18 protein-coding genes are annotated in these 24455 nt (G+C 69.6%); 13 read left to right on the forward strand and 5 right to left on the reverse strand.

The features are described 5' to 3' along the window. Positions 1-30 precede the first annotated feature (30 nt). Positions 31-1209, reverse strand: coding sequence for a PQQ-dependent sugar dehydrogenase (locus tag FCI23_RS09915; protein ID WP_136723112.1), 1179 nt, complete (start codon positions 1207-1209; stop codon positions 31-33). Between the two features lie 106 nt (positions 1210-1315). After that, on the reverse strand, positions 1316-2308 hold the full coding sequence (locus FCI23_RS09920; RefSeq protein ID WP_136723113.1) for an aldo/keto reductase: 993 nt from the start codon (positions 2306-2308) through the stop codon (positions 1316-1318). 86 nt (positions 2309-2394) lie between these two features. On the opposite strand from FCI23_RS09920, the gene FCI23_RS09925 reads away from it, so the two are divergent. From FCI23_RS09925 to serA, 6 genes are all read left to right on the forward strand, one after another. Further along, a complete protein-coding gene (locus FCI23_RS09925; RefSeq protein ID WP_136723114.1) occupies positions 2395-3348 on the forward strand; it encodes a 2-hydroxyacid dehydrogenase in 954 nt (317 codons plus the stop codon). A gap of 319 nt (positions 3349-3667) precedes the next feature. Beyond that, positions 3668-6607 carry a putative bifunctional diguanylate cyclase/phosphodiesterase gene (locus tag FCI23_RS09930; protein WP_136723115.1) on the forward strand — a complete coding sequence of 980 codons (2940 nt, stop codon included), beginning with the start codon at positions 3668-3670 and terminating at the stop codon, positions 6605-6607. A 224-nt stretch (positions 6608-6831) separates the two neighbouring features. Beyond that, on the forward strand, positions 6832-8712 hold the full coding sequence (locus tag FCI23_RS09935; protein ID WP_136723116.1) for an acetolactate synthase large subunit: 1881 nt from the start codon (positions 6832-6834) through the stop codon (positions 8710-8712). Positions 8713-8744: 32 nt separating this feature from the next. Beyond that, positions 8745-9272 (forward strand): acetolactate synthase small subunit, encoded by a 528-nt coding sequence (gene ilvN, locus FCI23_RS09940; protein ID WP_136723117.1) that lies wholly within the window; start codon positions 8745-8747, stop codon positions 9270-9272. A 75-nt stretch (positions 9273-9347) separates the two neighbouring features. Next, complete coding sequence (gene ilvC, locus FCI23_RS09945) at positions 9348-10346, forward strand: ketol-acid reductoisomerase (protein WP_136723118.1); 999 nt, start codon at positions 9348-9350, stop codon at positions 10344-10346. A gap of 279 nt (positions 10347-10625) precedes the next feature. Then, complete coding sequence (gene serA / locus FCI23_RS09950; RefSeq protein WP_136723119.1) at positions 10626-12215, forward strand: phosphoglycerate dehydrogenase; 1590 nt, start codon at positions 10626-10628, stop codon at positions 12213-12215. Positions 12216-12289: 74 nt separating this feature from the next. On the opposite strand, the gene FCI23_RS09955 is transcribed toward serA, so the two are convergent. Continuing rightward, the gene (locus FCI23_RS09955; RefSeq protein ID WP_136723120.1) at positions 12290-13420 is read right to left on the reverse strand and encodes a PucR family transcriptional regulator; all 1131 of its coding nucleotides are present in this window, start codon (positions 13418-13420) and stop codon (positions 12290-12292) included. 139 nt (positions 13421-13559) lie between these two features. Here FCI23_RS09955 and FCI23_RS09960 point away from each other — a divergent pair, with 139 nt between their 5' ends. Together FCI23_RS09960 and pruA are read left to right on the forward strand one after the other, a co-directional pair. After that, positions 13560-14489 carry a proline dehydrogenase family protein gene (locus tag FCI23_RS09960; protein ID WP_136723121.1) on the forward strand — a complete coding sequence of 310 codons (930 nt, stop codon included), beginning with the start codon at positions 13560-13562 and terminating at the stop codon, positions 14487-14489. Positions 14490-14544: 55 nt separating this feature from the next. After that, positions 14545-16173 (forward strand): L-glutamate gamma-semialdehyde dehydrogenase, encoded by a 1629-nt coding sequence (pruA, locus tag FCI23_RS09965; RefSeq protein ID WP_136723122.1) that lies wholly within the window; start codon positions 14545-14547, stop codon positions 16171-16173. Positions 16174-16652: 479 nt separating this feature from the next. On the opposite strand, the gene FCI23_RS09970 is transcribed toward pruA, so the two are convergent. Then, on the reverse strand, positions 16653-18257 hold the full coding sequence (locus tag FCI23_RS09970; RefSeq protein WP_136723123.1) for a purple acid phosphatase family protein: 1605 nt from the start codon (positions 18255-18257) through the stop codon (positions 16653-16655). Positions 18258-18386: 129 nt separating this feature from the next. Here FCI23_RS09970 and FCI23_RS09975 point away from each other — a divergent pair, with 129 nt between their 5' ends. The 4 genes from FCI23_RS09975 (at position 18387) to cimA (ending at position 23468) form a co-directional block, all read left to right on the forward strand. Further along, a complete protein-coding gene (locus tag FCI23_RS09975) occupies positions 18387-19436 on the forward strand; it encodes a 3-isopropylmalate dehydrogenase (RefSeq protein WP_136723124.1) in 1050 nt (349 codons plus the stop codon). 290 nt (positions 19437-19726) lie between these two features. After that, positions 19727-20827: a branched-chain amino acid aminotransferase gene (locus FCI23_RS09980; RefSeq protein ID WP_136723125.1), complete on the forward strand. Its 1101-nt coding sequence runs from the start codon at positions 19727-19729 to the stop codon at positions 20825-20827. 535 nt (positions 20828-21362) lie between these two features. Continuing rightward, entirely contained in the window at positions 21363-21644 is a 282-nt protein-coding gene (locus FCI23_RS09985; RefSeq protein ID WP_136723126.1) for a phospholipase D-like domain-containing protein, read from the forward strand. Between the two features lie 225 nt (positions 21645-21869). Further along, positions 21870-23468, forward strand: a complete 1599-nt coding sequence (cimA, locus tag FCI23_RS09990; RefSeq protein ID WP_136723127.1) for a citramalate synthase — start codon at positions 21870-21872, stop codon at positions 23466-23468. A 172-nt stretch (positions 23469-23640) separates the two neighbouring features. Here cimA and FCI23_RS09995 read toward each other — a convergent pair whose 3' ends face one another. Further along, positions 23641-23925, reverse strand: a complete 285-nt coding sequence (locus FCI23_RS09995) for a hypothetical protein (protein WP_136723128.1) — start codon at positions 23923-23925, stop codon at positions 23641-23643. 20 nt (positions 23926-23945) lie between these two features. On the opposite strand from FCI23_RS09995, the gene FCI23_RS10000 reads away from it, so the two are divergent. After that, the gene (locus FCI23_RS10000; RefSeq protein ID WP_136723129.1) at positions 23946-24440 is read left to right on the forward strand and encodes a GNAT family N-acetyltransferase; all 495 of its coding nucleotides are present in this window, start codon (positions 23946-23948) and stop codon (positions 24438-24440) included. The last annotated feature ends 15 nt before the right edge of the window (positions 24441-24455 follow it).

Here is a 24455-nt window from a genome sequence, read left to right on the forward strand (position 1 = left end):
CCGCCGCCCTCGCCCACCGGCTCCGCTTGGTCAGCTGACCTTCAGGCGCAGGATCCGGTCGTCGCCCTTGCGTGGTTTGCCCCTGCCGTCGGTGTTGCTGGTCGTCAGCAGCAGAGTGCCGTCCTCGTCGGTGACCACGGTCCGCAGCCGGCCGTATGCGCTGGTGAGGAACGGCTGCGGTGCGGCCGCCGCCTTCGTCCCGTCCAAGGGGATCCGCCAGAGCCTGGCCCCCTTCAGCGAGGCCATCCAGATGGAACCCGCGGCATAGGCGATGCCGCTGGGGGAGGCATCGTCGGTGTGCCACTGCGCCACCGGGTCGACATACCCCGAGCGGTGGCCCATCCCCTCGACCACGGGCCAGCCGTAGTTCTTGCCCGGCTGGACGAGATTGAGCTCGTCCCAGGTGTCCTGGCCGAACTCCGCCGCCCACAGGCGGCCCTGTGCGTCCCAGGCGAGGCCCTGGACGTTGCGGTGGCCGTACGAGTAGACGAGCGAGCCGGGGAAGGGATTGCCCTGCGCCGGTTCGCCGTCCGGCGTCATACGGAGGATCTTGCCGCCGAGGGACCTGGTGTCCTGCGCGAGGCCGCGCTCGCCGCTCTCGCCCGTGCCCGCGTACAACATGCCGTCAGGGCCGAAGGCGATCCGGCCCCCGTTGTGGATCGACCCGTGCGGGATGCCTCGCAGGATCGTGTCGGGAGCGCCCAACTGCTCGCCTGCGGGCTTGGCCGGGTCGTAGAGCATACGGACGATCCGGTTGTCGGACTCCGTGGTGAAGTACGCGTACACCAGGTGATCCGTCGCGAGCTCCGGGGACAGCGCCAGGCCCAGCAGGCCGCCCTCCCCGCCCGAGGAGACCCCTGGCACCGCGCCCAGCACCGTCTTCTTCCCCGTCCCGGCCGCGACCCGGGTGATCCGCCCGCTGTCACGCGACGCCACCAGCAGGTCCCCGCCCGGCAGCAACCCGACGCCCCACGGCGTGTCGAGCCCCGTCGCCACCGTCCCGCTCACCGTGGCAGTGCCCTTGGCCGGTGCCGGGGACTCCTTGGCGGTCGCCGAGGACGACGGCGCGGCCGAGCCCGCCGGCCCTGAAGCCGTGCCCGAGGCGGACGGCCACGACAGCGACGTGCCGTCCCCGGAAGAGCACCCCGCCAGGAGCAGCCCAGCGGCGGCGGTCATGGCGATCACGGTCGCGGCACGCGGAGAACCCATGCGCCAAGCAGACCACACCGACGATCCGATGACCGGCCCCTCGGCCAAGGTGCCGCCCGGCGGCCACTCACCCGCCCCTGGACGCCTCGCCGGCCTGGAGCGGCAATCAGTCCCACGAGCCCCTCGCCGGGGGCAGCGCGGCGATCTCCGCCAGGTCCGCCGCCGCCAGCCGCAGCCGCACGGCGCCCGCGTTCTCCACCACCCAACGCTCCTTCTTGGCCCCCGGCACCGGAACGACATGCGACCCCTGGGCCAGCACCCAGGCGAGGGCGACCTGAGCCGGTGTGGCGCCCAGGCGTCCGGCGACGCGGCGCAGCCCGGCGACGACCGGCTGGTTGGCGGCCATCATGTCGGCGGTGAAACGGGGGTGCCGGGCCCGGACGTCGTCGGGCTCGAAGCCCTGCCCCGGAGTCAGCGTCCCCGTAAGGAAGCCGTTCCCCAGCGGCATGGCGGCCATGAAGCCGATGCCGCGCGCGGCGCACCAGGGGAGGAGGGCGTCCAGGGCGTCGGGCGACCACACCGACAGTTCGGCCTGGACACAACTGACGGGGAAGACCTGCTGCACGCGCCGCAGCTGAAGAAGCGTTTCGTCGTGCATACGGGCGCCGGTCCGGCGCCCCGCGCGGGCCCCGATGGCGCTGAACCCGAGGGCCCGGACCTTGCCGGCGGCGACCAGCTCGGCCATGGCACCCCAGGTCTCCTCGACGGGTACCTCGGGGTCGGCGCAGTGCAGCTGGTAGAGGTCGATGACCCCGGTCTGCAGCCGCCGCAGCGAGGCGTCGCAGGCCCGCTTGATATACCCGGGGCGGCCGTTGGCGACGATGTGCTGATCGCCGACGAGCAGCCCGACCTTGGTGGATATGAAGACGTCGTGGCGCCGTTTCTTGAGCACCCTCCCGAGCAGCAGCTCGTTGGTGAACGGTCCATACATGTCGGCGGTGTCGAGCAGCGAGGTGCCCTGGTCGAGCGCCGAGTGGACAGCGCGCAGCGAGCCGTCACCCTCCTGTTGCGAGGCGGTGTACGCCCAGCTCATCGGCATGCATCCCAGGCCCATGGCACCCACTTCGAGAGCTGCTGCGCCGATTGTCCTGCGCTCCACCTGGCCTGACCTCCTTCGCACCGGGCTTCCGGACCGAAACGGCGGTGCCGTACTGCGCCGCCCCACTGTGCCATAGCCTCCTGACCATGGCTGACATCACCCGGAACCACCGCCCCCAGGTCTGGCTGTCGATCCCCCCGGGGGAGATCACAGGACTCCCCGAGGGTCTGGACTACGTCTATTGGGACGGCGAGCCGGACTTCCCGGCCGACCCCGCCCTCGCCGAGTTCTATGTCGTCCCTTACATGCGGAGCGCGCAGGACGTCGGACGCCCGCTGCCGGACATGGCGCGGCTGCGCGTCGTGCAGACCCTCAGCGCGGGAGTGGACAACGTCCTCCCGTACTTGCCGCAGCTGCCGTCCGGTGTGCGGCTGTGCAATGCGCGCGGGGTGCACGAGGCGAGCACCGCCGAGCTCACCCTGACGCTCGTTCTCGCCTCGCTGCGCGGCATTCCGCGCTTTGTACGGGGCCAGGACGCCGAGCAGTGGCACGGCGGTTTCTATCCGGCGCTCGCCGACAAGACGGTGCTCGTCATCGGTTACGGGTCGATCGGCGCCGCCATCGAGGACCGGCTGACGCCCTTCGAGTGCGACGTCGTAAGGGTGGCCCGCACCGCCCGCAGCACCCCGCGCGGAGAGGTGCACGCTCTGTCGGAGGTGCGGGAACTTCTCCCGGCCGCCGATGTGGTGATCCTCTCGACGCCGCTCACCGAGGCGACCAGGGGGATGGTCGGGGCCGACTTCCTGTCCCGGATGAAGGATGGCGCGCTGCTGGTGAACGTCGCGCGTGGCGCGGTCGTCGACACAAAGGCGCTGCTTGCCGAAGCGGAGTCCGGCCGGCTGCTGGCGGCACTGGATGTCACCGATCCGGAACCGCTGCCGCCCGGCCACCCGCTGTGGCATGCCCGGGGCGTCCTCATCAGCCCCCATGTGGGCGGTAGCACCTCGGCGTTCCTGCCGCGCGCCAAGCGGCTGATCCGTGCGCAACTCGGGCGTTTCGCCACTGGGGAAGAGCTGGAGAACGTCGTCGCCACGACATAACACGTCGCCAGAGCCTCGGCGTTGTCACGACCTGAACGCAGTCACGACATGAACTTCGCATGCCCGCACCGCCCTGGGGCAGACGCTGCGGTGTACACGGCGCTGCTGCCTGACCCGGCGCATGCCCATTGACACCGGGTGACTGCGGTGAGTGGTGGCATCATACCCAGTAGTCACGCTGTGTGTGGGAACTATGTCCCTGAGTGACGGAGTTGGTGTATCGTCCCGACAGGGGGCAAGACGCGGGCGGTTCAAGGGAGCCGCGGGCGCGCGCAGGGCGTTTCAGGACTTGATGGGGGGCGACGGGCGTGTACGGCCAATGGAGAAACCACCCGAAGGCGATCCTCAGCGGACCGCTGTCGCAGCACTGGATCCCGCGGTGATCTCACCGGGGGCGGCGCTCACCCGGCCGCCGGTCCAGGGCGGCCGGGCCGGTCTACTGCCACAGCTCGCCGTCGCGGGGCTGTGCGGTGGCTATGCCATCGGTGCCGCGCTGGGCTGGGGATCGGCCGAAGTCGCCCGTGTGATGGGTGACTTCGGACTCTCCCTCGCCGCGCTCACCGCCGCCGTCTCCGGCCTGCTCTACGCACGCACCGTCTCCGGCCGCAATCGTCCCGCCTGGATACTCTTCGCCATGTCGTCGGCCATGGTTGCCCTTGGCAACGGTGTCTGGGGCTGGTACGAGGTCGTGCTGCAAGAGGCCGTACCCCGCACCTCTCTCGCCGACTTCTGCTTCCTGCTCTTCGCCCCGCCCGCCATCGTGGGGCTGCTGGTGCTCGCCAAGCGGCCGGTCACCCGGGCCGGCTGGATCTGCCTCGGCCTGGACGCCTGGTTGATCGGCGGCTCGCTGCTCACCCTGAGCTGGTCCATCGCACTCGCCCACACCGCCCAGTGGGAGGGCCGCAGCACCGCACGGGTCGCGCTGTCGCTCGCGTACCCACTGCTGGACATCATCCTGGTCAGCATGGTGCTGGCACTGCACTTCCGGCGGTCGTCGGCCAACCGCGCGGCTGTGAACACCGCGATTGCCGCGCTCGCCCTCACAGTGCTGTGCGACGCGCTGTTCACCTCGCCACTGCTGCGCGAGCACTACAGGTCCGGCCAGATCCTTGACGCCGGCTGGTTCGCCGGGAGCATGCTCCTCGCGTATGCCCCCTGGGTCGGTGAACGCGAACAGCCGTACCTCAGAGACCGCACCAGCCGCCGGGTCACCGGCTCGCTGGCCGCTCTCACCCCGTACCTGTCCGCGGCAGTATGCGTCCTGGGGATCCTGTACAACGTGATTGACGGCCGGAAGATCGACCGGGCGGTGCTGCTCACCGGCTGCACCGTGGTCCTCGCGCTCGTAGTGCGCCAGGGCATCATGCTGCTCGACAACATCTCCCTCACCCAGGAGCTGGCCCAGAAGGAGAATCACTTCCGCTCCCTGGTGCAGGGCTCCAGCGATGTCATCATGATCGCCGCGCCCACCGGAATCCTGCGCTATGTCAGCCCGGCCTCCCAGGGCGTCTACGGTCGCGACCCGGAGGACATGGTCGGTACTGAGTTCGCCTCGCACATCCACCCCGAAGACCTCGGCCGGGTGCTGCACGAAATCCGTCGGTTCCTCGCGGCCAACCCGGCCGAAGAGCCGGCCACCCGCATCGAGTGCCGGATCAGGTCCGGTACGGGCAGCTGGCTGCACGTGGAGTCCACCGTCAACCGCTACCAGGGCGGGCTGATCTTCAACAGCCGCGACGTCACCGAGCGCGTACGCCTCCAGGCCCAGCTCCAGTACAACGCCTCGCACGACCCGCTCACCGACCTCCCCAACCGCGCCCTGTTCACCGAACGGGTCGGCCAGGCCCTCGCCGGACGACGGGCGGGCGACGGCGAGGCGGGCAACGCCGCGGTGCTCTACATCGATCTCGACGGCTTCAAGTCGGTCAACGACACCGTCGGCCACCAGGCCGGGGACGAGCTCCTCGTGCATGCCGCCCGCCGGCTCCAGGCTTCAGTGCGGGCGGGTGACACCGCGGCGCGACTGGGCGGCGACGAATTCGCCGCCCTCATCTGTGGCGCCTCCGGCGACCGCGCCCTGCGTGAGTACCAGATCCGCGAGGTCGCCGACCGGCTCCGCGCCACCCTCTCCGAGCCGTACCGGGTGGACGGCACCGAGCTGCGCGTTGCCGCCAGCATCGGCATCGCGTACGCCGAGCCCGAGGTCACCCCCGGGGAGCTGCTGCGCAACGCCGACCTGGCGATGTACCGCGCCAAGCAGGCCGGCAAGGGCCGGGTCGAGACCTACGCCCCGCAGATGCAGGCGGATCACAAAAATGCGGTACGCCGCTCCGAGCTGGTCAGCCGGCTACGTACCGCGCTGCACGACGGCGAGTTCGCCCTGCTCCACCAGCCCGTCGTCGACCTGGCCACCGGCGAGATCGCCGCCGTCGAGTCCCAGGCCCGCTGGCGCTCCGCGCAGGGCATCCTCTTCACCCCCGCCGAGTTCCTGCGGGTCGCCGAAGGTGAAGGTTCTCAGAAGCCCGGCGGTTTCCTGAAGCCCGATGGACCTCAACAGCCCGACGGCCGCACCGCCGAACTCAGCCGCTGGATCCTCGACGAAGCCGTCTCTCAGGCCGCTCTGCGCCACGCCGCGGGCTGTACGATCCCCGCCGCCGTACGGCTCTCCGCCCGCCGCCTGGTGCACCGCGAACTCCCCACCAAGGACATCGAGGCGCTGCTGGCCCGCCATGAGCTCCCCCCGGGCAGCCTCCTCCTGGAGCTGACCGACAACGACCCGCGGATCTCCCTGGACGAGCTGGAGCGCCGGCTCACCACCCTGCGCCGCCTCGGCGTACGCATTGGTCTGGACGGCTTCGGCGCCGGCTACGCCTCCATGACGGCGCTGCGCCGGCTCCCCGTGGACGTACTCAAGCTCGACCGCACCTTCACCGACGGCGTCGTCGAGTCCGCCCGGCTGCGCAAGATCACCGGCGGGCTGCTGAGGATCGCGGGGGACCTCGGAATCCACTCCGCCGCCGACGGAGTCGACCGCCCCGAGCAGGTCCTCGCCCTGCGCGAGCTGGGCTGCACATATGGTCAGGGAATGGCCTTTTCCGGCCCGCTCGATGAGCACCGGCTGCGCTCCTCGCTCAGCCGGGGCGGCTACCCTGTTCCCGCGGAGCCCACCGCTCTGACCGGCGTGCCTCTCCCTCTGCGCCGCGGCCGTAAGCAACCGGAGCTACGCTCAAATAGTGAGACTCCCGTCCCACCCGCTTGACACTTCCCCAGCCCCAGGAGGAAGGTCAGTGCCATGCGCACCCGAATTCTCGTACTTGGAAAGCGCGTCGGCTGACCCGAGGCCTCTTATCCGCCTCGTGGAACGCACCGGCGCGCTCCCCTCGCTTGCCTCAGGGCACGAGGGGTTTTTTGTTGCCCGGGCCCCTAGCCAAGGCCCCAGACCACAGCCAGACCACCCTCATTCTTCGAGAGAAGAGAACGCAGATGACCGAGCAGGCCACCGGGGCCCACCACCCGCAGCCGCGGGCCCGTGGCGCAGCGCCGCAGCCCGCCCCCGCACCCGAGCGAGTCACGGGAGCACAGTCCCTCGTCCGCTCTCTCGAGGCTGTCGGCGCCGACACGGTATTCGGCATCCCGGGCGGTGCGATCCTGCCGGCGTACGACCCCCTCATGGACTCCACCAAGGTGCGCCACATCCTCGTCCGCCACGAGCAGGGCGCGGGCCACGCCGCTGAGGGGTACGCCCAGGCCACCGGCAAGGTGGGCGTCTGTATGGCCACCTCCGGCCCCGGCGCCACCAACCTGGTCACCCCGATCGCCGACGCCCACATGGACTCCGTCCCGATCGTGGCGATTACCGGCCAGGTCGCCTCCAAGGCGATCGGTACCGACGCCTTCCAGGAGGCGGACATCTGCGGCATCACCATGCCGATCACCAAGCACAACTTCCTGGTCACTAGCGCGGACGACATCCCCAGGACCATCGCCGAGGCGTTTCATGTGGCATCCACCGGACGCCCCGGCCCGGTCCTGGTCGACATCGCCAAGGACGCCCTGCAGAACCAGACCACCTTCTCCTGGCCCCCGCAGACCGACCTCCCGGGCTACCGCCCGGTCACCAAACCGCACGCCAAGCAGATCCGCGAGGCCGCCCGTCTCCTTAACGAGGCAAAACGCCCGGTGCTGTATGTCGGCGGCGGTGTCATGAAAGCCCGCGCCACCGCCGAGCTGCGGATCCTCGCCGAGCTCACCGGCGCGCCCGTGACCACCACCCTGATGGCGCTCGGCTCCTTCCCCGACAGCCACCCCCAGCATGTCGGCATGCCCGGCATGCACGGCTCGGTCTCCGCGGTCACCGTCCTGCAGAAGGCCGACCTGATCGTCGCGCTCGGCGCCCGCTTCGACGACCGCGTCACCGGCCGCCTCGACACGTTCGCCCCGCACGCGAAGATCGTGCACGCCGATATCGACCCGGCCGAGATCTCCAAGAACCGCACCGCCGATGTGCCGATCGTCGGTGACGCCCGCGAGGTGCTCGCCGACCTGATCGTCGCCGTCCAGGCCGAGCACGAGACCGGCCACCGCGGCGACTACAGCGACTGGTGGAAGTCGATCGACAGCTGGCGCGACACCTACCCGCTCGGCTACGACCTGCCCGCCGACGGCAGCCTCTCCCCGCAGCAGGTCATCGAGCGGATCGGACAGCTCGCCCCGGAGGGCACCCTCTTCGCGGCCGGCGTCGGCCAGCACCAGATGTGGGCCAGCCAGTTCATCAAGTACGAGAAGCCCGGCACCTGGTTCAACTCCGGCGGCGCCGGCACCATGGGCTATGCCGTCCCCGCCGCGATGGGTGCCAAGACCGGCCGGCCCGAAGCGACCGTCTGGGCGATCGACGGTGACGGCTGCTTCCAGATGACCAACCAGGAACTGGTCACCTGCGCCCTCAACAACATCCCGATCAAGGTCGCCATCATCAACAACGGCGCCCTCGGCATGGTCCGCCAGTGGCAGTCGCTCTTCTACAACGAGCGCTACTCCAACACCGTGCTGCACTCCGGCGACACCAATGCCGGCAGCGGCTCCCACACGGGCGCCAGCAAGACCCCGAGCGCCGGCACCCGCATCCCGGACTTCGTCAAGCTCGCCGAGGCCATGGGCTGCGTCGGACTGCGCTGCGATGACCCCGCCGACCTGGACGCGGTCATCGCCCAGGCCAACGCCATCAACGACCGCCCGGTCGTCGTGGACTTCATCGTTCACGAGGACGCCATGGTGTGGCCGATGGTCGCCGCAGGCACTTCCAATGACGAGATCATGGCCGCCCGCGACGTCCGCCCGGACTTCGGCGACGCGGTCGACGACTGAGCCGACGACCGAGCAGAGGAAAGACGCCCGACATGTCCAAGCACACCCTCTCCGTCCTCGTCGAGAACAAGCCCGGTGTCCTTGCCCGGATCACCGCCCTGTTCTCCCGCCGCGGCTTCAACATCGACTCCCTCGCCGTCGGCACCACCGAGCACCCCGAGATCTCACGCATCACCATCGTGGTCAATGTGATCGAGGAACTCCCGCTGGAACAGGTCACCAAACAGCTCAACAAGCTGGTCAACGTCCTGAAGATCGTCGAACTGGATCCGTCCTCCGCCGTCCAGCGCGAACTCGTTCTGGTGAAGGTCCGGGCCGACAACGAGTCCCGCTCCCAGATCGTCGAGATCGTCCAGCTCTTCCGCGCCAAGACCGTCGACGTCTCCCCGGAAGCCGTCACCATCGAGGCCACCGGCGGCGCCGACAAGCTGGACGCCATGCTCAAGATGCTGGAGCCGTTCGGCATCAAGGAGCTGGTGCAGTCCGGCACCATCGCCGTCGGACGCGGCGCCCGCTCCATCACCGACCGCTCGCTGCGCGCCCTCGACCGATCCGCATAGCGAGACCGTAAAACGCGCCTTCGCCCGCCCGACGTAATGTGTGGGCAACACGCCAGAAAGCAAGGAGAGACCCCAGTGGCCGAGCTGTTCTATGACGACGATGCCGACCTGTCCATCATCCAGGGCCGCAAGGTCGCGGTCATCGGCTACGGAAGCCAGGGCCATGCCCACGCGCTCTCCCTGCGCGATTCGGGCGTAGATGTCCGCGTCGGTCTGCACGAGGGCTCCAAGTCCAGGGCCAAGGCCGAGGAGCAGGGCCTGCGCGTCGTCACCCCGGCCGAGGCCGCGGCCGAGGCCGACGTCATCATGATCCTGGTCCCGGACCCGATCCAGGCCCGCGTCTACGAGGAGTCCATCAAGGACAATCTGAAGGCCGGCGACGCGATCTTCTTCGGCCATGGCCTCAACATCCGGTACGGCTTCATCAAGCCCCCGGCTGAGGTCGACGTCTGCATGGTCGCCCCCAAGGGCCCGGGCCACCTGGTGCGCCGCCAGTACGAAGAGGGCCGCGGCGTCCCCTGCATCGTGGCCGTCGAGCAGGACGCCAGCGGTAGCGGCTTCGCCCTGGCGCTGTCGTACGCCAAGGGCATCGGCGGCACCAAGGCCGGCGTCATCAAGACGACCTTCACCGAGGAGACCGAGACCGACCTCTTCGGCGAGCAGGCGGTCCTCTGCGGCGGCACCGCGGCCCTGGTCAAGGCGGGCTTCGAGACGCTGACCGAGGCCGGCTACCAGCCGGAGATCGCGTACTTCGAGTGCCTCCACGAGCTCAAGCTCATTGTCGACCTCATGTACGAGGGCGGCCTGGAGAAGATGCGCTGGTCGATCTCCGAGACCGCCGAGTGGGGCGACTACATCAGCGGCCCGCGCATCATCAACGACGGCACCAAGGCCGAGATGAAGAAGATCCTCGCGGAGATCCAGGACGGCACCTTCGCCAACAACTGGATCGCCGAGTACAACGCCGGTCTGCCGAAGTACAACGAGTACAAGAAGGCCGACAGCGAGCATCTGCTGGAGACCACCGGCCGTAAGCTGCGCAAGCTCATGAGCTGGGTCGACGAAGAGGCGTAAGGCCTCTGGCGCCGTTCGGGGCCCGGAGGCCGGGGCACTGCCCCGGCCTCCGGGCCGCCTCCTGTCCGGTCCGGCCCGTGATCCTGGCCGCGGCCCGATGCCCGTGCGAGTGATCCTTTCGGCCAAGACGCCGGTCGCAGGCCCCCTCGCCGATACACTGCCTTAACAAGCGCGTCAGGCTCACAGCGTCGTGCAGCTTCCACGCGACATTGCCATCCCTCTCCACCGCTTTCGGCCGTCGGGACGCGGCCGAAAGCCAGGGACTAGTGAGGACCTCACGTGAGCAAGCCCGTCGTACTCATCGCTGAAGAGCTGTCGCCCGCCACGGTGGACGCACTCGGACCGGATTTCGAGATCCGGCACGCCAATGGCGCCGATCGAGCCGAGCTGCTGTCCGCGATCACGGATGTCGACGCCATCCTGGTGCGCAGCGCCACGAAGGTCGACGCCGAGGCCATCGCCGCCGCCCACAAGCTGAAGGTCGTCGCCCGCGCCGGCGTCGGCCTGGACAATGTCGATGTGTCGGCCGCCACCAAGGCGGGCGTGATGGTCGTCAACGCCCCGACCTCGAACATCGTCACCGCCGCCGAGCTCGCCTGCGGTCTGCTGATCTCTGTCGCCCGGAACATCGCGCCGGCCAACGCCGCGCTGAAGCAGGGTGAGTGGAAGCGGAACAAGTACACCGGCGTCGAGCTGAGCGAGAAGACCCTCGGCGTGGTCGGCCTCGGCCGGATCGGGGTGCTGGTCGCGCAGCGCATGTCGGCGTTCGGGATGAAGATCGTCGCGTACGACCCCTATGTGCAGCCGGCGCGCGCCGCGCAGATGGGCGTCAAGCTGCTCTCCCTGGACGAACTCCTCGAGGTCGCGGACTTCATCACCGTCCACCTCCCCAAGACCCCCGAGACGATCGGCCTGATCGGCGAGGAAGCACTGCACAAGGTCAAGCCGACCGTCCGCATCGTCAACGCCGCCCGTGGCGGCATCGTCGATGAGGAAGCCCTGGCGAGCGCCCTCAAGGAGGGCCGGGTCTCCGGCGCCGGCCTGGATGTGTACGCGAAGGAACCGTGCACCGACTCGCCGCTGTTCCAGTTCGACAATGTGGTCGCCACCCCGCACCTGGGCGCATCCACCGACGAGGCCCAGGAGAAGGCCGGCATCGCCGTCGCCAAGTCCGTCCGCCTCGCGCTCGCGGGCGAGCTGGTCCCGGACGCGGTGAACGTCCAGGGCGGCGTCATCGCCGAGGACGTCAAGCCGGGTCTTCCGCTCGCCGAGAAGCTCGGCCGGATCTTCACGGCTCTGGCCGGCGAGGTAGCGGCCCGCCTCGATGTCGAGGTGCGCGGCGAGATCACCCAGCACGACGTCAAGGTGCTGGAACTCTCCGCTCTCAAGGGCGTCTTCGAGGACGTCGTCGACGAGACCGTCTCTTATGTCAACGCTCCGCTCTTCGCACAGGAGCGTGGCGTCGAGGTCCGCCTCACCACCAGCTCCGAGTCCCCGGACCACCGCAACCTCGTCACCGTCCGCGGCACCCTCTCCGACGGCCAGGAGGTCTCGGTCTCCGGCACCCTCGCCGGTCCGAAGCACATCCAGAAGGTCGTCGCCGTCGGCGAGGACGATGTGGACCTCGTACTCGCCAACCACATGGCCTTCCTGCGCTACACCGACCGCCCCGGTGTCGTCGGCACGATCGGCCGCATCCTCGGCGAGGCCGGTGTGAACATCGCCGGCATGCAGGTCGCCCGCGCGGCCGCCGGCGGCGAGGCGCTGGTCGTCCTCACCGTCGACTCCGCCATCCCGGCCAATGTCCTCACCGAGATCGCCGAGGAGATCGGGGCGACCTCCGCCCGCCAGGTCAACCTCGAGGCCTGAGCGGCAGTCCTCTTGACGTGCAGGCCCCCGGGGGATGTCCTCCCGGGGGCCTGCACGCATTACCGGATACCGGGTCACAGGCGCGCGGCCTTGAGAGCCATGTGCAGCAGCAGCCGGTCCTCGCCTTCGCCGAGGTCGAGACCGGTGAGCTGCTCGACCCGGGTGAGCCGGTAGTAGAGCGTCTGGCGGTGGATCCCCAGCGCCGCCGCCGTCCGGCCCGCCTGGCCGGCGTGGTCGAGGTACACCTCGGCGGTGCGGGCCAGGTCGGGGTGGGCCAGCAGGGGCCCTACGGCGGGGTCGGCCTCGGCCGGGAGCGCGGTGAGCAGCCGGTACGGGCCGATGGACGGCCACTGGGCGACGGGGCCGAGCCGGGGCTGGGCGTGGGCGGCGCGGGCGGCGCCGGAGGCCTCGCGCCAGGCGTCGGGCAGCTCGGTGGGGCCAATGCGGGGTGCGCTGATGCCGGCGGTGGCGCCGTCCGCCCGGACCGCCTCCAGGAGACGGGCGGCGGCGGTCCGGGCAGGGGAGAGTACGGTGGCCGACCGGAGCCGGATGAGCGCTGCCAGCGCGATGGCGCGGGGCGCGCTAGGCGCGTGGGGCACTGCAGCCGCAGCAGGCAGGACGCAGAGCGCCGCCGCGCCGGGGACGGTGCGGGCGCCGGGCTGAGCCGCCGCCCATGGGGTCACGCAGACCAGTGTGTGCGGGCCGGCGAGGTCGAGCACTTCCGGCGGGAGGTCGGAGCGCTCGCCGGTCAGCAGCGCGGCCAGGGCCCGGCTCGGGGCAGCCTCGGCCTCGGCCTCGGCGGCCAGGGCCGCGCCGATGCGGGCGGCGACCTCCATGGCCGCGTTGAGCTGCGGCGGGGTGTGCTCGGCGCTGTCGAGCAGCCATACGTAGCCGTGGACGATGCCCCGGTGGCGTACCGGAAGGCAGAGCCGGGTCAACAGGACCCCCGCGTCCGGCGCGGCCGGGATCCGGACCGGGCCGGTGGCCCGGGCGATGCCGAACCGTTCGAACCAGGCCCGGACCTCAGCGGTGGAGCGCCGGGTGAGGATCGACCGCGTACGGACGGGATCGGTCACGGAGTCGTCGCTGTCGTGGGCCCCGAAGGCGATGAGCCGGAAGTCGCGGTCCTCAAGGGTCGCCGGCGCGCCGAGGAGAGCCGACACCTCGTCGAGCAGTTCCTGGTAAGCATCGTATTCACCGCGCACCCCATCAGCTTCCCATGCGTCTCATACATCTGTATGAGGGATCCGTCCGGGATGCGTGACAGCTGTCGATGGTCCACGGGGTAGGGGAACCATAAATTCGCGGTGTTGCCGCAAGTTCCGTTCCTGATGAGGAGCCACCGTGCTCGGTCCCGTGTTGCTCGCCGCCTCGCGCAGCGACCGTATGCGCCGTATTGTCGCCGCCGCGCCGGTGACGCGCCCCGTGGTGGACCGCTTCGTCGCGGGCGACGGGCTGGCCCCCGCCATGAACAGCGTCCGGGCGCTGACCGCCTCCGGCCTGACAGTGACCCTCGACCACCTGGGTGAGGATGTCACCGACCGGGCGACGGCGACCGCGACCCGGGACGCGTACCTGCGTCTCCTGGAGGCGCTCATGCTCGAGGGCCTCGGTCCGAAGGCCGAGGTGTCCGTCAAGCTCTCGGCGTTCGGGCAGGCGCTGCCCGGCAGCGGTCATGAGATCGCACTGGAGAATGTCCGCCGGGTGGCGGAGCTGGCCACCGAGATCGGCACGACGGTCACCCTGGACATGGAGGACCACACCACGGTCGACTCCACCCTGGCGGTCCTCGCCGAGCTCCGTGAGCGGCACCCCGGCACGGGCGCCGTCCTGCAGTCCTACCTCTTCCGTACCGAAGAGGACGCCCGCGCCCTGGCGGCAGCCGGCTCGCGCGTGCGCCTGGTAAAAGGCGCGTACAAGGAGCCCGCTTCTGTCGCGCACCAGGAGAAGCGCGAAGTGGACCGCGCATATGTGCGCTGTTTGAAGATCCTGATGGCCGGCGACGGCTATCCGATGGTCGGCTCGCACGACCCGCGGCTGATCGCGATCGCGCAGGAGCTGGCGGCGCGTCACGACCGCAAGCAGGGATCGTACGAATACCAGATGCTCTTCGGTATCCGCACCGCCGAGCAGCGCCGCCTTGCCGCGACCGGTGAGCGTGTACGCATTTACATCCCTTACGGCGCAGACTGGTACGGGTACTTCATGCGCCGCCTCGCGGAGCGCCCCGCGAACCTCACCTTCTTCCTGCGGTCCTTCCTTCCGAACCGCTGACCCCTTCCCGCTTCCCGCTCGCTCGATCGCCGAAATCCCAGAAGGAGATGCCCCGATGGACGCTGTGACCCAGGTCCCCGCCCCGGTGAACGAGCCGGTCCACTCCTACGCCCCGGGGAGCCCGGAGCGGGCCCGCCTGGAGTCGAAGCTGAAGGAGCTGGCCGGGAACCCGGTCGAGCTGCCGATGACCATCGGCGGGGAGAAGCGGCTCGGCGGCGGTGAGCGCTTCGACGTTGTACAGCCGCACAATCACGGCGCCGTCCTCGGCACCTACGGCAACGCCACGCACCAGGACGCGCAGGACGCCGTCGACGCGGCGCTGGCCGCCGCCCCGGCCTGGCGGGCGCTGTCCTTCGACGACCGCGCGGCGATCATCCTCCGGGCCGCCGAGCTGCTGGCCGGCCCGTGGCGGGAGACGATCGCCGCCTCCACCATGCTCGGGCAGTCCAAGACCGCGCAACAGGCCGAGGTCGACGCGCCGTGCGAGCTGATCGACTTCTGGCGCTTCAATGTGCACTTCGCCCGGCAGATCCTGGCCGAGCAGCCGATCTCGTCGCCGGGTGTCTGGAATCGTGCCGACCACCGTCCGCTGGAAGGTTTCGTCTACGCGATCACCCCCTTCAACTTCACCGCGATCGCGGGCAATCTGCCGACCGCGCCCGCGCTGATGGGCAATGTCGTGGTCTGGAAGCCGTCCCCGACCCAGACCCATGCCGCCGTGCTGCTGATGGCCCTCCTGGAGGAAGCCGGGCTGCCCAAGGGCGTCATCAACCTGGTGACGGGCGACGGCATCGCGGTTTCCGAGGTGGCGCTGACGCACCCGGACCTCGCGGGCATCCACTTCACCGGCTCGACGAAGACCTTCCAGCACCTGTGGAAGACCGTCGGCGCCAACATCGAGTCGTACAAGAGCTACCCGCGCATCGTCGGCGAGACCGGTGGCAAGGACTTCGTCGTCGCCCACCCGTCCGCCGACCCGGCCGTGCTGAGGACCGCTCTCACCCGAGGGGCCTTCGAGTACCAGGGCCAGAAGTGTTCGGCCACCTCCCGCGCCTACATCCCCCGCTCCATCTGGGAGAACGGTTTCAAGGAGGAGTTCGCGGCCGAGGTGGACGGCCTCACCATGGGCGATGTCACCGACCTGTCCAACTTCATCGGTGCTGTCATCGACGAGCGTGCCTTCGCCAAGAACAAGGCCGCCATCGACCGGGCCAAGGCCGACCCGACGATCGAGGTCGTCGCCGGTGGTACGTACGACGACAGCGTCGGCTACTTCGTCCGCCCGACCGTCCTTGTCTCCACCGATCCCGGGAACGAGATCTTCCGCACCGAGTACTTCGGCCCGGTCCTGGGTGTCCATGTCTACGAGGACGCCGCGTACGACGAGGTGCTCGCCCAGCTGGAGTCGGTGTCCGGGTACGCCCTGACCGGTTCCGTCATCGCCCGTGATCGCGCCGCCGTCGCCGGCACCATGGAGAAGCTGCGGTTCGCCGCCGGCAACTTCTACATCAACGACAAGTCGACCGGTGCCGTCGTCGGCCAGCAGCCTTTCGGTGGCGCCCGCGCCTCCGGCACCAACGACAAGGCCGGCGCTCCGCAGAACCTGCTGCGCTGGACCTCCACCCGCGCCATCAAGGAGACCCTCGTTCCGCCGACCGATTACCGGTACCCCCACATGGGCTGACGGTCGTCCTCAATCGCCGGGCGGTCTCGGTCGAGCCCGCCCGGCGATTGGAACAATCCGCGCGGCATGCGGCGGCCGGAGTGGGGGCAGTCGCAGGGGCTGTCCGTCTCAGATAGTAGGAAGCCCGAGTAATTGTGCAGACAGAACGGCGGGACTGACTTACTTTTGTAGAAGCCGAACGTCTCGCTCCACCAGCGATCGGCGGATGTGAACCGGCCGAGCCGTCGCAGGTCACCCCCTGCCGAGCCGGGTCCCCGCCCCGTTCTATGGCGAATTCACCGTCTCCTGATCCCTTTGGAGCTGTTCACCATGGACGAGACCGCCCGCAAGAACGCTGCCGAAGCACTCCAGCGCGCGCTGGACCGCCGTGACAATGGCGGCAGCACCGGCCACGAGGCACGCTAAGCCGCCCCCAGGGCCTGCCCGGCCGGCTATGTCCTCACTCGCCGGACGGGCGAGTGAGGACGGAGCCGCCGCCGTTACTTCGCCGTGCGCGCCACCACGAAGTGGTCGATGCGCTCGCCGGTCTCGGCCAGCGCGGAGACCGTCAGCTTCGCCGTTTGCCCGGGCCTGGCCGGCTCCACTTCCACGGCGAGGAACGAATAGCCCGTGTAGCGGACCCGGGACCACTCCACCGTCTCGGTGGCTTTCACCGCACCCTTGGTCCAGTGGTAGGTGTCCACGCTGTCGAGGTCCGCGACATGTCCCTCGTAGCTGTCCGGCACCGGGAAGCTGTAGAGGCTCCTGCCCGCGCCGCCCGCCGTGACATAGACGATGCCGTCGCGCTCGGAGTGCACAGTGGTGCCGATCGGGGCCTTCTTCGAGACCGCGCCGCCCTTGAGCGCGTCGGTGCGCTCGTAGACGTGGTTGTGGCCGTTGATGACCAGGTCGACGTTGTGCTTCTCGAAGAGCGGCACCCACGCCTCCCGCACTCCGCCCTCGGAGGCATGCTGGTTGGTGGTGGAGAAGGCACAGTGGTGGAAGAAGACCACGATGAAATCGATCCCGGCCTTGTTGCGCAGCTCGCCGAGCCGCTTGTCGAGCCAGGTGGTCTGGGTGCCGCCGCTGATGCCGATGTTCGCGGGGATCTCGTACGAGACATCGTTGGCGTCCAGCGCTATCACGCCGACATTGCCGTACGTGAACGAGTACGTCCCCGGAAGCTTCGCGGCGTCCGGCCCGTTCCCCGGCAGGGTCCAGCGGGCGTCCTGGCCGCCGTAGCCATTGGGGGAGTACCAGGCCTCCATGTCGTGGTTGCCGACGGCGACCATCCAGGGCACGCGGGAGGCGACGGACTCGGTCTGGGCGAGGAACTGGTCCCAGGTGCGGGCGTCGTAGGTGTCGGTCGACTGGCCCGAGCCGGCCGGGTCGGCGTAGCAGATGTCACCGGCGTGCAGATGGAACGACGGGTTCTGGGCGAGGATGAGGCTGTCGTTGGCCAGCGCGTGGTAGCTGACGCCCTGGTCGCCGAAGGCGGTGAAGACGAACTTGTCGCTGTGGGCGGGGGCGGTGGTGAACGAGCCGATGGTGGCGAAGGCCGCCGCCGTGGCCGGGTCGAAGCCCTGGTGACCGACCCCGTAGTAATAGGTGGTGCCGGGGTGCAGCCCGTCCAGCGCGGCATGCAGGTAGTACTGGTCCACGGCCCGGAGGGCGGAGGTGAGGGCCGCGGTGTGCAGCGGACGCACCTCGGCCTCGATCTTCCGGCTGAGGTCCCACGGCTTGACGCCGACGCGGATGAACGGCTTGTTCACGGCGAGCGGCACCTGCCAGGAGACCCGGATCTGGGTCTGCGGGTCGGCGCCGAAAGCGAGATGCCGGCCGAACGGGGCCACCAGGGACCCGTCCACATGCGCGGTGGCCGACGAGGTGAGGAGGGCGGGGGACTGGGCCGGCACGGCCTGGGTCGTCCCTTCGGCGTAGGCGGAGCTGCCCAGCAGCCCGGTGCCCGTGGCCGCTCCGGCGACCGCGGCACCGCCCCGTATGACACGGCGACGCGAGAGCTTGCTCCGCAGATACTCGTGCTGCTCGGCCATGCTCATCCGGTCAGCCAACCGGCTGTCGATACCCGTCCGAGGTGTGTCCATGGCCGAAACCTTCCATTCGGGGTCAACCCGCTGCCATACACCGGGTGAACGCCACGCGACCGGAGGCCCAAGTGTCCGTCATGCGGACATCACATGTCATTGCATGGGACAGCGAGTAGGGTGCTCGCCATGTCTCGCAGCATCTCACTCGCAGTGATCCCCGGCGACGGTATCGGCCCGGAAGTTGTGGCCGAGGGCCTCAAGGTCCTCGCTGCCGTGCTTCCACAGGATGTGAAGCTGGAGACGAAGAGCTACGAACTCGGCGCCAAGCGCTGGCACGAGACCGGTGAGACCCTCACCGACGCCGAGCTGGCGCGGCTCAAGGAGCACGACGCGATCCTACTCGGCGCGGTGGGCGACCCGTCCGTCCCGTCCGGTGTCCTGGAGCGGGGGCTGCTGCTGAAGCTGCGCTTCGCCTTCGACCACCACGTGAACCTGCGGCCGTCGAAGCTCTTCCCGGGGGTGAAGAGCCCGCTGGCCGGCGAGCCGGAGATCGACTTCATTGTCGTCCGTGAGGGCACCGAGGGCCCGTACGTCGGCAACGGCGGCTCCCTCCGTACCGGCACCCCGCACGAAGTGGCCACCGAGGTCAGCCTCAACACCGCCTTCGGCATCGAGCGTGTGGTGCGCGACGCCTATGCCCGCGCCCAGGCCCGGCCGCGCAAGAAGCTCACGCTGGTCCACAAGAACAATGTGCTGGTGTACGCCGGTCACCTGTGGAAGAACGTCTTCGACAAGGTCGGGGAGGAGTTCCCCGAGGTCAGCACCGACTATCTGCATGTGGACGCGGCGACGATCTTCTTCGTCACCCAGCCCGAGCGCTTCGATGTGATCGTCACCGACAACCTCTTCGGCGACATCCTCACCGACCTCGCCGCCGCCGTCACCGGCGGCATCGGTCTCGCGGCCTCCGGCAACATCAACCCCTCGGGCGACTTCCCGTCGATGTTCGAGCCGGTCCACGGCTCAGCGCCGGACATCGCCGGCCAGGGCAAGGCCGACCCGACCGCCACCGTGCTCTCCGTCGCCCTGCTTCTGCGGCACCTCGGCTACACCGACGAGGCCGCTCGCATCGAGGCCGCGGTTTCCGTGGACCTCGCCGGGCGCGGAGCCGCTGCCGTCGGCCATCGCGGCACCGCCGGAATCGGCGACGCGCTCGCGGCCCGAGTATCCGGCTGACCGCCGGGAGCAAAGCTTGCCGGCCCTCCGTCCCCACCGGGGCGGGGGGCCGCCGCACAGCCACATCACACCAGCCGACCCGGCCGGTCAGCGACATCCCTCTCGGCTGACATGTACATAGACCCTGGGTCGCGCTGCCCCCATTCGCACAGAGGCATGGATTCCGTCCGCACGCTCCTTTCGGAGATAATCGGACGCGGAGCCGCGTCGCGAGGGGAAGCTCGGACGTCCTAGCACCGCCGTGAGGCGAAGCGCGGCCCGCCATGACTCACGGTGAAGGACACACAGACATGACGACGCCCGCGATCGAGCTCAAGCCCTCCTCGCACCCGCTCTCCGACGCCGAACGGGAGGCGATCCTCGCCGACCCCGGCTTCGGGCGCTACTTCACCGACCATATGGTGACGATCCGGTGGACCGAAGGCCGCGGCTGGCACGACGCCCAGCTCGTGCCTTACGCGCCGCTCTCCATCGACCCGGCGAACATGACGCTGCACTACGCCCAGACGATCTTCGAGGGCATGAAGGCCTACCGGCAGCCCGACGGCACCATCGCCACCTTCCGGCCGACGGCCAACGCCGAGCGCTTCCAGTCCTCCGCCCGCCGCCTGGCCATGCCCGAGCTCCCGGTCGAGACCTTTGTCGCCGCCATCGACGCCCTGGTCACCCAGGACCGCGCCTGGGTGCCCAGCGCGGGCGAGCAGTCGCTCTACCTGCGCCCCTTCATGTTCGCCACCGAGGTCGGGCTCGGCGTCCGGCCCGCCAACGAGTACCTCTTCATCGTCATCGCCTCCCCGGCCGGCGCCTACTTCCCGGGTGGCGTCAAGCCCGTCTCGGTGTGGCTCTCGGAGGAGTACGTCCGCGCCGCGCCCGGCGGCACCGGCGCCGCCAAAGCCGGCGGCAACTACGCCGCCTCGCTCGTCGCCCAGGCGCAGGCCGCCGAGCAGGGCTGCGACCAGGTGGTCTGGCTCGACGCGATCGAGCGCCGCTGGATCGAGGAGATGGGCGGCATGAACCTGTACTTCGTGTACGGCCAGAAGGACGGGAAGCGGCGGATCGTCACCCCCGAGCTGTCCGGCTCGCTCCTTCCCGGCATCACCCGCGCTTCCCTCCTCAAGATCGCGGCCGACCTCGGCTACGAGGTCTCCGAGGGCCGTATCTCCGTCGACGACTGGAAGCAGGCCAACGCAGACGGCACCCTCACCGAGGTCTTCGCCTGCGGTACCGCCGCCGCGATCACCCCGGTCGGTTCCGTGAAGTCCACCCGCGCGGACTGGACCGTCGCCGACGGGCAGCCGGGCGAGGTCACGATGAAGCTCCGCAGGGCACTCCTCGACATTCAGACCGGCCGCGCCGCCGATACGCACGGCTGGATGCACCAGCTGGGCTAAGAGGCCGCCCCACCTATTCGCGCGGCCTCTAGGAACCTGTCGGGTGATCTTCGATCGGAGAGCGGACGCGGTCTGGTGCGTGCGATTCCAAGGCGCCGGGATGTCCTCGATGGGGTCCCCCCTGCTCGAGCGAAGCCGAGAGCTTGGGGGAGGAGCTACTAGGGCATTTCGGCAACGCGGGAAGCGTGCGTGCCAGGGCGTGGCCGCCCGATCAGAGGTCACCCGACAGGCTCTAAGGCCTGCTCAGGGTCCCCCTTCCCTTTTCCCGAGGCCAGGGGGACCCTGCGGCGCTCCGGCCGGCTGTCGCGGCGACGGCACAGGTGGCCTGTGTGCGGGCCGGTTGTTCGGTGTGCGGATCGTATAGCCGGCGTAGGGCAGAGGCCATGGCCCGCTGAGGGGTCCGTAAAGTGGAGGCCAAATTCTACGCGCGTAACCCGCTTGTTGGCGGCCGGACATGTTCTTGTCATGAACATCCTGTTACTTCTGGTGTGGCGTCAGAAACGCCCTGTGCTTCACCCCCACACCAGGAGGCACCGTGCACCACTCGATCGCCCGCCGAATAGCCACCGCGGCCACCGCCGCGCTCGCGCTCACCGGCACCGCCGTCGCCACCGCCGTCCCCGCCGGCGCGGCGTCGCACAACGTCATCGTCCAGCCCGACCAGGGCATCACCCCCATCTACAACCTGATCAACTCGGCGACGTCCAGCCTGGACCTCACCGTCTACGAACTGGTCGAGCGCCCGCATCGTGAGACCCTGGCCGCAGGGAGGCGGAAGTGTGGCAGACTTTCTCCGTGCTCTCGTTCGCCGCGATGATTATTGGCAGCAGGCGCGCCGGTCCCCAGTGACCGCCCCGTACGACACCGTACTGAGCGGCCATCGTGCCTCGGACCCGCGCGCAGACCTCTCGCACCCGCGAGAGGTTTTTTCGTTTTCCGGCCCATCCATGCCGGAGGCGGAGCGCAAGGGATGATGGGGGCAAGTGGAGCCCGTGATTCCGTATTCCGGAACCCACCCACCCAATCAGGAGTTATCACCACTATGACCGCCGAACTGGATGACAGCTTCCATGTCTTCGACACCACCCTGCGCGACGGCGCGCAGCGCGAGGGAATCAACCTCACCGTCGCCGACAAGCTGACGATCGCCAGGCACCTGGACGACTTCGGCGTGGGCTTCATCGAGGGCGGCTGGCCGGGCGCCAACCCCCGCGACACCGAGTTCTTCGCCCGCGCCGCCACCGAGCTGGACCTCAGGCACGCCCAACTGGTCGCCTTCGGCGCCACCCGCCGGGCCGGCGCCAAAGCCGCCAACGACCCGCAGGTCAAGGCGCTGCTGGACTCCGGAGCGCCGGTCATCACCCTCGTCGCCAAGTCGCACGACCGCCATGTCGAGCTCGCTCTGCGCACCACCCTGGAGGAGAACCTGGAGATGGTCCGGGACACCGTCTCCTACCTGCGCTCCCAGGGCCGCCGCGTCTTTGTCGACTGCGAGCACTTCTTCGACGGCTACCGTGCCAATCCGGATTACGCCAAGCAGGTGGTCCGCGCCGCGCATGAAGCCGGCGCCGACGTCGTCGTCCTCTGCGACACTAACGGCGGCATGCTTCCCGCCCAGGTCCAGGCCGTCGTCGGCCTTGTCCTCGCCGACACCGGCGCCCGGCTCGGCATCCATACGCAGGACGACACCGGCTGCGCCGTCGCCAACACCCTCGCCGCCGTCGACGCGGGCGCCACCCACGTCCAGTGCACCGCCAACGGCTACGGCGAGCGGGTCGGCAACTCCAACCTCTTCCCCGTCGTCGCCGCCCTGGAGCTCAAGTACGGCAAGAAGGTGCTCCCGCCCGGCTCCCTCGCCGAGATGACCCGTATCTCGCACGCCATCGCCGAGGTCGTCAACCTCACCCCCTCCACCCACCAGCCCTACGTCGGCGTCTCCGCCTTCGCCCACAAGGCCGGCCTCCACGCCTCCGCGATCAAGGTCGACCCCGACCTCTACCAGCACATCGATCCCGAGCAGGTCGGCAACACCATGCGGATGCTCGTCTCCGACATGGCCGGCCGTGCCTCCATCGAGCTCAAGGGCAAGGAGCTCGGCGTCGACCTCGGCGGCGACCGCGAGCTCATCGGCCGGGTCGTCGCGCGGGTCAAGGAGCGCGAACTCCGGGGCTACACCTACGAGGCCGCCGACGCCTCCTTCGAACTCCTCCTCCGCGAGGAGCTGGAGGGCAGGCCCCGCCGCTACTTCAGGGTCGAGTCCTGGCGCGCCATCGTCGAGGACCGCCCCGACGGCACCCATGCCAACGAGGCCACCGTCAAGCTCTGGGCCAAGGGCGAGCGCATCGTCGCCACCGCCGAAGGCAACGGCCCGGTCAACGCCCTCGACCGCGCGCTCCGTGTCGGCCTGGAAAAGATCTACCCCCAGCTCGCCAAGCTCGAACTCGTCGACTACAAGGTCCGCATCCTCGAAGGCAAGCACGGCACCGAATCCACCACCCGTGTCCTCATCACCACCTCGGACGGCACCGGCGACTGGGCCACCGTCGGCGTCGCCGAAAATGTCATCGCCGCCTCCTGGCAGGCCCTCGACGACGCGTACGCGTACGGGTTGTTGCGGGCGGGGATCGACCCGCAGGAGTAGGGGCTACGGTGCCAGGGGCCTGGCCGAGGCCGGCGATCAGCTCGTCGGCGTCCTCCAGGCCGGCCGAGGCCGCCCGGCGTCCCGCCGCTCAGCGCGCCCAGGCGTCCACCCGCACTTCGGTCGCCGACGCCGATGGTTTCGGTCCGCAGGACGGCGGCCTTGATACCGAAGCTCACGCCCTTGTCGTACTCGGGCTCGCGGCGGTAGTCGGCCAGGGTGCGGATGGGCTCGGGGCGGCCGTGAGACCGGTGCGCCGGTCGAACATGGGGACGGCGCACCGTATGCAGCGTGTCGCGTAGCCGAAGCCGGCGCCGCCGGTGGTGATGCGCTCGCCCCAGCCGTCACGGTCGAAGCCGGGCGGCCCGCGCACCAGCCGTGAGGGCGCGCGGAGGGCGTCGGAGAACCACTGCGCCGAGGGCCGGCCGTTTGCCGTCGTCCAGCCACCTGAACCGGGCATTGTCGCCGTAGGGTGCGCGCATGACAGACAACAACAAGGTGATCGTCCGGCCCGCGGTCGCGGCGGACGCGAAGGCGATCATGCGGATTCATGTGAACTCGAGGGAAGCGGCCATGCCGTACCTCCCGCCGCGCCGGCGCAGCGACGAGGAGGTGGTCCGGTGGGTGCGGGACATCGTTCTGGCGGAGTGCCGCACCTGGGTGGCGGTGGACGGCGCGGAAGAAGTCCTGGGGTACGCCGCACTCGAAGGGGACATGCTGGAGCATCTCTACCTTCGCCCCGACGTACGCCGACGGGGTATCGGAACGCTGCTGCTCGACCAGGTCAGGCGGCACAGCCCGGGCGGGCTCTCGCTGCATGTCTTCCAGCGCAACACCGACGCCCGCGCGTTCTACGAGCGGCACGGCTTCACCGTCATGGACACCAATGACGGCAGCCGCAACATGGAGAACGAGCCGGACATGACGCTCCGCTGGGACCCGGCGGTGAGCAACAGCACAGGTACTGCCCAGTAGCGTAACTGCGGGGCG

It is taken from the genome of Actinacidiphila oryziradicis (assembly GCF_005047355.1).
Taxonomy (GTDB): domain Bacteria; phylum Actinomycetota; class Actinomycetes; order Streptomycetales; family Streptomycetaceae; genus Actinacidiphila; species Actinacidiphila oryziradicis.